The sequence below is a fragment of the Niameybacter sp. genome, assembly GCF_036655075.1.
Classification (GTDB): Bacteria; Bacillota; Clostridia; order Lachnospirales; family Cellulosilyticaceae; genus Holtiella.
Genome location: NZ_JAVVQU010000084.1, coordinates 1 through 5,398 on the forward strand (window position 1 = coordinate 1; position 5,398 = coordinate 5,398).

General features: G+C 36.2%; 7 protein-coding genes. 1 reads left to right on the forward strand and 6 read right to left on the reverse strand.

Annotated features, from left to right (window positions below):
- The 6 genes from RRY75_RS13765 to RRY75_RS13790 all read right to left on the reverse strand — a co-directional run.
- Positions 1-512, reverse strand: a 512-nt coding sequence (locus RRY75_RS13765; RefSeq protein WP_332717309.1) for an ABC-2 transporter permease, incomplete at its 3' end; no start/stop codon positions are given.
- A 1-nt stretch (position 513) separates the two neighbouring features.
- Entirely contained in the window at positions 514-1,377 is an 864-nt protein-coding gene (locus RRY75_RS13770; protein ID WP_332527972.1) for an ABC transporter ATP-binding protein, read from the reverse strand.
- A complete protein-coding gene (locus RRY75_RS13775; RefSeq protein WP_332527973.1) occupies positions 1,377-1,757 on the reverse strand; it encodes a GntR family transcriptional regulator in 381 nt (126 codons plus the stop codon). The genes RRY75_RS13770 and RRY75_RS13775 overlap by 1 nt, the downstream gene beginning before the upstream one ends.
- 188 nt (positions 1,758-1,945) lie before the next feature.
- Positions 1,946-2,572 (reverse strand): sugar O-acetyltransferase, encoded by a 627-nt coding sequence (locus tag RRY75_RS13780; RefSeq protein ID WP_332717313.1) that lies wholly within the window; start codon positions 2,570-2,572, stop codon positions 1,946-1,948.
- Positions 2,573-2,695: 123 nt separating this feature from the next.
- On the reverse strand, positions 2,696-3,289 hold the full coding sequence (locus tag RRY75_RS13785; protein ID WP_332527975.1) for a hypothetical protein: 594 nt from the start codon (positions 3,287-3,289) through the stop codon (positions 2,696-2,698).
- A 40-nt stretch (positions 3,290-3,329) separates the two neighbouring features.
- A complete protein-coding gene (locus RRY75_RS13790; protein ID WP_332717316.1) occupies positions 3,330-3,881 on the reverse strand; it encodes a hypothetical protein in 552 nt (183 codons plus the stop codon).
- Positions 3,882-4,233: 352 nt separating this feature from the next.
- On the opposite strand from RRY75_RS13790, the gene RRY75_RS13795 reads away from it, so the two are divergent.
- Positions 4,234-5,340, forward strand: coding sequence for a helix-turn-helix domain-containing protein (locus tag RRY75_RS13795; RefSeq protein ID WP_332527977.1), 1,107 nt, complete (start codon positions 4,234-4,236; stop codon positions 5,338-5,340).
- Positions 5,341-5,398 lie beyond the last annotated feature (58 nt).

Sequence of the window (5,398 nt, forward strand, 5' to 3'; positions counted from 1 at the left end):
ATTAACACACCCCATACAGCAAATCGTACACCTATTGCTGCACCTACTGCGAGCATCAACATGGTTTCACTTTCCTTTGCTCCAAATTTCAAGATAAGTGGATATAAGATGGCTATAGTATTAATGGTAATCGATAAGCCAAAGCTATATCCATCCAATAACATTACAGCATTCATTTCACTTCCACTTATCTCTAAAATAAGGAGGGTAGGTAAACTAAAGCTTATTCCTAGAAGAACTAATAGCATAAATGAAACATACTTAGCTGTTACGATATCGCGTCTTTTAACAGGAAGGGTAATCTCCATCTTGTTCCATTTAGAAGCTTCATCTACATGCATCGTAGTTGCTATATTGCCCATTATCACAAAGATTTGTGCGGCAATCACCATACTGATGAGCTTAGGTTCTTTTAGACCAACCGAAACAATAGCTAAAAGGAGAGAAATCACGAATGATATTTTAATGTTATTTTGCATGGCATAAAAGTTATTTAACACAAGCCCCTTCATATTATCTTACCCCCTTAATAAGTAACAACATAATTTCCTCAATGGATGTGTTGTCTACAACTATGTTCCCGTACTTTTGCTTGAAGGCCTTCTTGTCTTTCACTAAGACATCTATTTGATACTCTTTTTTTCTATAGGCAAGCCTGTCCGCTTCATCAATCATTTTGAATTGTTCACGTTTACATCTTGCAACGCCATATTCATAAATGAGGGTATCTTTTTTCTCTGTCAATATGGTTTGGCCTTGATGTATAAAGGTGATATAATCTGCAATTTTCTCTAAGTCACTTGTAATATGAGAAGAAATCAATATGGAATGATTTTCATCTTCTACAAATCCTAAGAAAACATTGAGAATCTCTTCTCGCACAATAGGGTCTAACCCGGAAGTAGCCTCATCTAATATGAGTAATTTAGGCTTATGGGCTAATGCTGTTGCAATAGCCAGTTTCATGGTCATCCCTCTTGAAAATTCCTTCACCCGCTTATGTAATGGCACGTTCCATTCCTTTGTGATTTTCAAGAATAAAGCCTGATCCCATCTTTTATAGATGCCTTTCATAACTTTTGCAAGTTGGTTCGGTGTCAGTGACTCAGGAAAGTTAGCCCCATCAAAGACAACACCAATATCTTCTCGTAAGTTATAGTCTGCATCTCCCATTTCTTGACCAAATAGTTTTATGGTGCCTCCATCTTTTGTGACTGTGTTCAAGATAGAACTTATGGTTGTTGTTTTTCCAGCACCATTTTCTCCTACAAATCCCATAATAGTTCCACTAGGAATGGCAAAGGAAACATCCTCTAAGCGAAAATCAGAGTTTGGATAGGCCTTTGTTAAGTTCTCAACTTCTAAACTATACTTCATTATGACTCTTCCTCCGTATAAAATATTGCTAATAAATCTTGTAGTTTCTCTAATTTAATCCCATTCATACGTGCTATATCTGTAGCAAGCATCAAATGCTCCTCAATTTTTTTCTGTTGTTCTTCAAGAATAAAATCTTTGTTTTGAGCAGCTACAAAGCTCCCACGTCCAACTGTCGTTTCTATAAATCCATCTCGTTGCAGATCTTCATAAGCCTTCTGAACGGTAATCACACTCACATGCAAAGACTTAGCAAGTCCACGCATAGAAGGGATGGCGTCCCCTGTTTTTAGCTCCCCATTCATAATCATTGCTTTGACCTGAGATGTTATTTGCTCATAAATAGGCTTAGCCGTATTACTACTAATTATTATTTCCACAAATCATATTTCCTCCGCTTTGATATATAGTGTACTTGTACAATAAGTACACTATATATCAAAGTAGAGATAGTTGTCAACATAAAGAAGGCAGAGACTTCATTTTACGAAATCTCTGCCTTCTTTAATCTACACTTATGATAGAAATCCATATTCCAATTTAATACATTTCAGTAAGTCAAAAATATTTATTCTCCAAAAAGTTCAGGATGAGCTGCAAGACGATCAGCCTCTGTAATGGCACGAACCACTCGGCACGGATTTCCGAATGCAAGACTATGAGCCGGGATATCTCGTGTTACGACAGATCCAGCTCCGATAACGCAACCTTCTCCGATTGTCACCCCTGCGCAAATAGTTACATCTCCCCCAATCCAACAATTATCACCAATTACTATTGGCGCACCATATTCCATATCTGTAACTTTTCCAGTTTTTTTATTCAAATATGGATTGCGGTCCTGATAGCAAAGTGGATGTTTAGGCGTTAACAAAGAAACATTAGGCCCGATAAAAACACATGCTCCAATTGTGACCTTGCAAATATCCAGCACTGTCAGGTTAAAGTTAGCATAACTGTCTTTTCCTATAACTGTATTGGTTCCGAAGTCAAAATAAATAGGTCCTTGCAAATAGACACCCTCTGCGCAGTTAGGAAGCAACTCCTCCAGAATCTCTTGACGTTTTTCAGTTTCTGTTTCAAATGTATCATTGTACATCTTGCAAAGCTGATGTGCTCTTGCACGTTCTTCTGGCAACCCCTCCGTAAAAGGGTCGTATATCTTACCATTTAACATTTTCTCTCGTTCAGTCATCTTTTTCTCCTTTACATTATATAAAATGAGCTTTAATTTAAACTTACTATAGCAGAATAAATACTCTCAAACAATATAATAATTCTCTTATACAGGCGGCTAAGATTTTCTTAAAAGATAATTTTATTTATAAGAAAAACTAGGAAATTCCACCTTTAATAACTGTAAATTACTTACCCAATCTGCATAAAAGAGCTGCTGCATAGGCCTATTCATTACCTTTCTTTGGTTCAACTCATCCCATTCCGTATATCCCCATTCAAATCCCGCTATAAAAGATACCGTGTTTTGTGTGATATGGGTAGGCATTTCAACAAGATAGGTATATGCCGTCCACACCAATTTATAATAAGATCCTAAGTTATTACAGGGTGCATCATATAACTCGGCAGGATATCCATAAGCAAAGAAGGGTGAGTTATATTCACTCGCTCCATCAATAAAAAATTTGGTATCTATAGGTGATGTATCCTTTTCCGATTCAAAATACTCACACTTAAGTATTTGAATCCATCCGCAATATCTACGATACCCAGTAGCTTCAAAATCTGTGATATATGCATGAAGCGTTGGATATCCAATACACGTATTTACATCAAAACCTAAATGTTGAAGCATATCAAATCCAGATTCAGTTACATCCTTATTAGGGGAATACTCCACATTAATAACACCCTTTTTATCATTTAAATTAAAGTCTATTTTCCAAGATTCCATCTTAATACCCCCTGGTAGTTTTTAGTTTAGGATTGTCCCTTTACTGCTTGCTAGTTGTGAACACATAACTTGCTTGACCATGAAAACCATTGACCTCTAAATTTTCTGCACTCCATATTGCAATCATTTCATATACCCTATCTGGCTTTAACTCGACTATTGATACCTGCTCATATGTTGCAGAGGAAAGCAGTGTAGCTTCGATGTTTCCTATATCCGTACTATCCCATTCGTTGATTATCATTTTGTCTGGTGCAACAACACACGAAACGGTATAGGGGACATAATCTATGTTGTTATACTCAGGCAATTTCAATACTTCTTCTTTAATCCTAGCATCATCTAACGGGTGCGAGCCACAGGCAATTAAACTTACCACTTCTGCTTTGTCTAGATAATTCCAAGTATAATTGCCAGATTGAACCCTAAACTCATTTACTACACTGGCAAGGCTATCTGATAAATAAAGTTCTGGAGCAGTGGTTAATAAATGTGCCTCCTTGACTCTACTTGTATTGGCTCTTATCATGTCACAACCAGCAAGCATCAACAGCCCCACTCCTATTAAAAAAACAATCAATCTTTTTTTCATCACATTCTCCCTTCCTTTAAATTTAAAGATAGCTTTATTTATAAAAAAAGTGACTTCTTATATCTCACTTTATTTTGTCAGAAGATTTTTACATATTATTTTACTACAGTATAACAATGTACATAATCTTTTTCAACTTGCCTGTTAAATTATTCTGATTAAGGAATGCACATCAAGTCGTATCATTTCATCCGTCATTTATATAGAGGGGATGCCTTGTGATATATACTTACCTTATTTTTATAAACTCAGTTTAGTAGGATTATTCTACTATTCTAGTTGTTTGTAGTTTCTTTCAGCATGAGTATAATAATACTTAGAAGCGCTTCAATATATTATTTCGGGGGTAAACATGACTATTTATTTTAGTGAAGTTTTTAAGAAACTGCGTAAAGAAAAGGATTTAACTCAAGAACAAATAGCAGATATTTTGTGTGTCTCTCCACAAGCGGTAAGTCGTTGGGAATGTGATACAACCTATCCTGACATTAGCCTTTTGCCAACTATTGCAGAATTTTTCAACGTCACTGTTGATGAACTATTAGGCACTGGAAAATCTAAAATACAGAAAAAGATAGATAGCTATAATGAAGCCTTTAAGGATGCCATCAGCAAAGGTCTGGTCTATGATTGTATCGACCTTATGCGTGCTGCTGTGAAAGAATTCCCTAATCATTATGAGTTTTTAAATAAGCTTATGTATGCCCTTTTTGTATCGGGTGACCATACTGGAAATATCCTTGAATGGGAAAACAACATAAAAAAATATGATACTGAAATTATTGAAATTGGAGAACGCATACTTAGATACTGTACAGACGATGCTATACGCCTTGAAGCAAAATCTCGCCTCGCTTTCCATTATTCTGATACAAATCGTAAAGATAAGGCACTTGAACTGATTAATACCCTGCCCTCTCAAGATAGTTGCCGTGAAGCGATACTGTATCGTGCTATTGAAGGTGCAGAACGAGAAGCCTACCTTCGTGAGCGTATAGAAGATGGCTTAGGCAAACTTTGGTTTGGCATCACAGCCTATTCTTATGCAAAAAAGATCGACCCTCAAACACAAATTAATTGGTTGACTAAGCAAGTAGACATTTTGAATATCATCTATGAAAACAAAGATTATGGGGATTGGTATTACAGACTTGCAACACTCTACGGAAAAGAACTTGCAAAATTATACCTTCAAGTTGATGATGTGGAAAACACCTTTTATGCACTTGAAAAATCCGTGCAATTTGCCATTGCATTTGAAAAAATGCCCCAAGTCTACGTCTATACCTCTCCGTTACTTCTAGGTCTGACTACAGATAAAAGTGACTGGGAAAAAGCTGATACACGTAATCTTTGTGGCATTATTCTTGAAGATGTTTTTACAAGCCGTGACTTCAATGTGTTACGTGACAACTTAAGATTCCAACAATTAGAATCTACCCTAAAAGAACACATCTAATTGTTTGGAGAATATGACAAAAGCCTAGAGCATCTTATGTTCTAGGCTTAGTTGTGTA

Excerpts from the sequence above, each read along its gene's own strand:
- RRY75_RS13770 (WP_332527972.1), bottom strand. The coding sequence starts at position 1,377 with ATGAAGTATAGTTTAGAAGTTGAGAACTTAACAAAGGCCTATCCAAAC.
- RRY75_RS13780 (WP_332717313.1), bottom strand. The coding sequence starts at position 2,572 with ATGACTGAACGAGAGAAAATGTTAAATGGTAAGATATACGACCCTTTT.
- RRY75_RS13785 (WP_332527975.1), bottom strand. The coding sequence starts at position 3,289 with ATGGAATCTTGGAAAATAGACTTTAATTTAAATGATAAAAAGGGTGTT.
- RRY75_RS13790 (WP_332717316.1), bottom strand. The coding sequence starts at position 3,881 with ATGAAAAAAAGATTGATTGTTTTTTTAATAGGAGTGGGGCTGTTGATG.
- RRY75_RS13795 (WP_332527977.1), top strand. The coding sequence starts at position 4,234 with ATGACTATTTATTTTAGTGAAGTTTTTAAGAAACTGCGTAAAGAAAAG.